Below are 3,822 nucleotides of genomic sequence, written 5' to 3'. Positions count from 1 at the left end.
TTCCTCCACAACGCCGCCGACTTCGACCCCGCCTTCTTCGGCATCAGCCCCAACGAAGCCCTCGCCATGGACCCCCAGCAACGCCTCCTCCTGGAGACCTCCTGGGAAGCCCTCGAACGAGCCGGCATCGACCCCACCACCCTCAAGGGCTCGGCGACCGGCGTCTTCGCCGGCGTCATGTCGCACGACTACGGGATGGGCAGCGACCTCGGCTCCACCAGCGGCGGCAGCCTGGTCACCGGCCGGGTCTCCTACACGTTCGGCCTGGAGGGGCCGGCCGTCACCGTCGACACCGCCTGTTCCTCCTCCCTGGTCGCCCTGCACTGGGCCGGCCAGGCCCTCCGACAGGGCGAGTGCTCACTTGCCCTCGCCGGTGGTGTGACGGTGATGTCGAGCGTCGACATGTTCGTCTACTTCAGCGGACAGCGCGGACTGGCCGCCGACGGCCGCAGCAAGTCGTTCTCCGAGGCCGCCGACGGCACCGGCATCTCCGAGGGTGTCGGCATGCTCCTGCTGGAGCGGCTGTCCGACGCCCGCCGCAACGGCCACCCGGTGCTGGCCGTCATCAAGGGCTCGGCCGTGAACCAGGACGGCGCCTCCAACGGCCTCACCGCCCCCAACGGCCCCTCCCAGCAGCGCGTCATCCGCAAGGCCCTCACCGCCGCGGGCCTCACCACCGCCGACGTCGATGTGGTCGAGGCGCACGGCACCGGCACCCGCCTCGGCGACCCGATCGAGGCCCAGGCCCTCATCGCCACCTACGGCCAGAACCGGCCCGCCGACCAGCCCCTCCACCTCGGCTCCATCAAGTCGAACCTCGGCCACACCCAGGCCGCCGCCGGCGTCGCGGGCGTCATCAAGGTCGTCGAGGCCATGCGCCACGGCGTCATGCCGCCCACGCTGCACGCCGAACAGCGCTCCTCCCAGGTCGACTGGGAAGCCGGCGCCGTCGAACTGCTCACCGAGCCGCGCGCATGGCCCCTCGGCGACCGGCCCCGCCGGGCCGGCGTCTCCTCCTTCGGCCTCAGCGGCACCAACGCCCACGTGATCATCGAAGGCGTCGAACGGGCCGAGGAACCCCTCGCGGCCGCCGGCTCGCCCGAGCCGCTGGTCCCCGTGGTCCTCACCGCCCGGACCAGTGCCGCACTGCGCGACCAGGCCGCACGCCTTGGTTCCCGGCTGAGGAACAACGACGGTCTCCGGATCGTCGACCTCGCCCACACCCTCGCCACGGCACGCACGGTGTTCGAGCACCGGGCGGTCGTCGCGGCCGCCGGACGCGAGGAGCTGCTCACCGCGCTCGACCGCATCGTCGACGGCACCGAACCGCTCGCGGGTGCGGCCCGCTCCGGCGGGACCACCGGGTTCCTGTTCACCGGCCAGGGCGCCCAGCGTCTCGGCATGGGGCAGGAGTTGTACGCCACCTACCCCGTGTTCGCGGCCCGCTTCGACGAGGTCTGCACCGAGCTGGACCGGTGGCTCGACCGACCCCTGCGCGAGGTCATCTGGGGCGAGGACAGCGACCTCCTCAACCAGACCGCCTACACCCAGACCGCCCTCTTCGCCGTCGAGGTCGCGCTCTTCGCCCTCCTGCAGTCGTGGGGCGTCCAGCCGCAGTACCTCGCCGGGCACTCCATCGGCGAGCTGGCCGCCGCGCACGTCGCGGGCGTCTGGTCCCTGCCGGACGCGGCCCGACTCGTCTCCGCACGCGGCAAGCTGATGCAGGCCCTTCCGGGCGGCGGTGCGATGATCGCCGTCGAGGCCACCGAGGACGAGATCTCCTCGCACCTGACCGACGGCGTCGACATCGCCGCCCTCAACGGCCCCCGCTCCGTGGTCATTTCAGGCGAAGCCACCGCGGTCGAGGCGCTCGCCGAGCGCTTCGCCACCGACGGACGCCGCACCTCCAAGCTCCGCGTCTCCCACGCCTTCCACTCCGTACTCATGGAGCCCATGCTCGCCGAGTACGCCACCGTGGCAGCCCAGTTGGCCTACAACGAGCCCACCATCCCGCTCGTTTCGACGGTCACCGGCACCCTCGCCACCACCGAACTCACCGACCCGCAGTACTGGGTCAACCAAGTCCGCGCCACCGTCCGCTTCACCGACGCCGTCCACACCCTGACCGACCACGGCGTCACCACCCTGCTCGAGATCGGCCCCGACGCCGTCCTCACCGCCATGGCCCAGCAGACGACCGAACACACCACCGCCATCCCCACCCAACGCCGCGACCGCGACGAGACCCGAACCCTCCTCACCGCCCTCGGCACCCTCCACACCCACGGCACCGCCGTGAACTGGACGAAGGCCTTCACCGGCCTCGACGCCCGCCACACCGACCTGCCCACCTACCCCTTCCAGCACGAACGCTTCTGGGTCAACGCCGTCAGCACCACCACCGACGTCTCCGCCGCCGGCCTCGACGCCACCGACCACCCGCTGCTCGGCGCGGCGGCGCTCCTGCCGGACTCGAGCGTCCTACTGACGGGCCGCCTCTCCGTCGACAGCCACCCCTGGCTGGCCGACCACCGCATCGGGGACACGATCCTCTTCCCGGGCACCGGCTTCGTCGAGCTGGCGTTGCACGCCGGACGGCAGGCCGACTGCGAGGTCCTCTCCGAACTCGCCCTGCAGGCACCGCTCGTGCTCCCCGAGCGCGGTGGCGTGTCCGTCCAGGTCGCGGTCGGTGTCCTCGACGGCAACGGCGACCGCGCGGTGACCGTGCACTCCCGCGGCGACGACTCCGGCGTGTGGACCCTGCACGCCCAGGGCCTGCTGAACGGCCGCGCCACGGCGCGCGCCTCGCACGCCGACCTCACCGCGTGGCCTCCGGCCGAGGCCGAACAGATCGACCTCACGGACGCCTACGCCGCCCTCAACGAGCTCGGCTACGGCTACGGCCCGGTCTTCCAGGGGCTCAAGGCCGCCTGGCAGCGCGGCGACGAGACCTTCGCCGAGATCGTGCTCCCCGAGAGCGAGCAGGAGCTGGGCGGTCTCTTCGGCCTCCACCCGGCGCTGTTCGACGCCGCGATGCACGCCCGTCTCCTCTCCGGTGACGGAGACAACGGCGGACGGGCGGTGCTGCCCTTCCTCTGGAACGACGTGTCCATCCACGCCGTCGGCGCCACCACGCTCCGCGTCCGGATCGCCTCGACCGGCCAGGACAGCATGTCCCTGGCCATGGCCGACGCGGCCGGCGTCCCGGTGCTGACCGTGGCCTCCGTCCTGGGCCGCCCGGTGGCGTCGGGACAGCTGGACGCGGTGAAGGCCGCTCCCCCGCTGCTCGCCGTGGAGTGGGCCCCGATCACCGTCGACACCACCGACACCACCACCCCGTCCGCCATCACCTGGGACGACCTCCCCACCAACGGCGACGAACTGCCCTCCGTGATCGTCCTGCCGTGCGCCCCGCAGAGCGGTGACGTACCGGCCGGCGTGCGGGCCGGTCTCGGCCGGGTCCTGGACGCGCTCCAGGCATGGCTGGCCGACGACCGCTTCACCGACTCCCGCCTGGTCGTCGTCACCTCGGGCGCCGTCGCCCACCCCGAGATCACCGACCTCACCGGCGCCCCCATCTGGGGACTCGTCCGCGCCACCCAGGCCGAGAACCCCGGACGCATCACCCTCGCCGACCTCGACGACCTCACCACCCTCCCCCAGATGATCAGTGCGGTCGTCGCCTGCGGCGAGCCCGAACTCGCCATCCGCAACGGCAACCTGTTCGTCCCCCGCCTCACCCCGACCACCAGCACCACCGAACCCCAGCCGATCACCTTCGAAGCCGACGAGACCGTCCTCATCACCGGCGGCACCGGAGGC

The 3,822-nt window shown here is 72.3% G+C and carries 1 protein-coding gene; it reads left to right on the top strand.

Annotated features, from left to right (window positions below):
• The coding region (locus AB0E96_RS39425; protein ID WP_359831424.1) for a type I polyketide synthase at nt 1–3,822 on the top strand (3,822 nt) is incomplete at both ends.

Origin of the sequence: Kitasatospora sp. NPDC036755, from assembly GCF_040636595.1 — a bacterium.
Lineage (GTDB): Bacteria > Actinomycetota > Actinomycetes > Streptomycetales > Streptomycetaceae > Kitasatospora.
The sequence above is the reverse complement of the archived record's forward strand: the minus strand, read 5'-3'. Positions and strand labels throughout refer to the sequence as shown.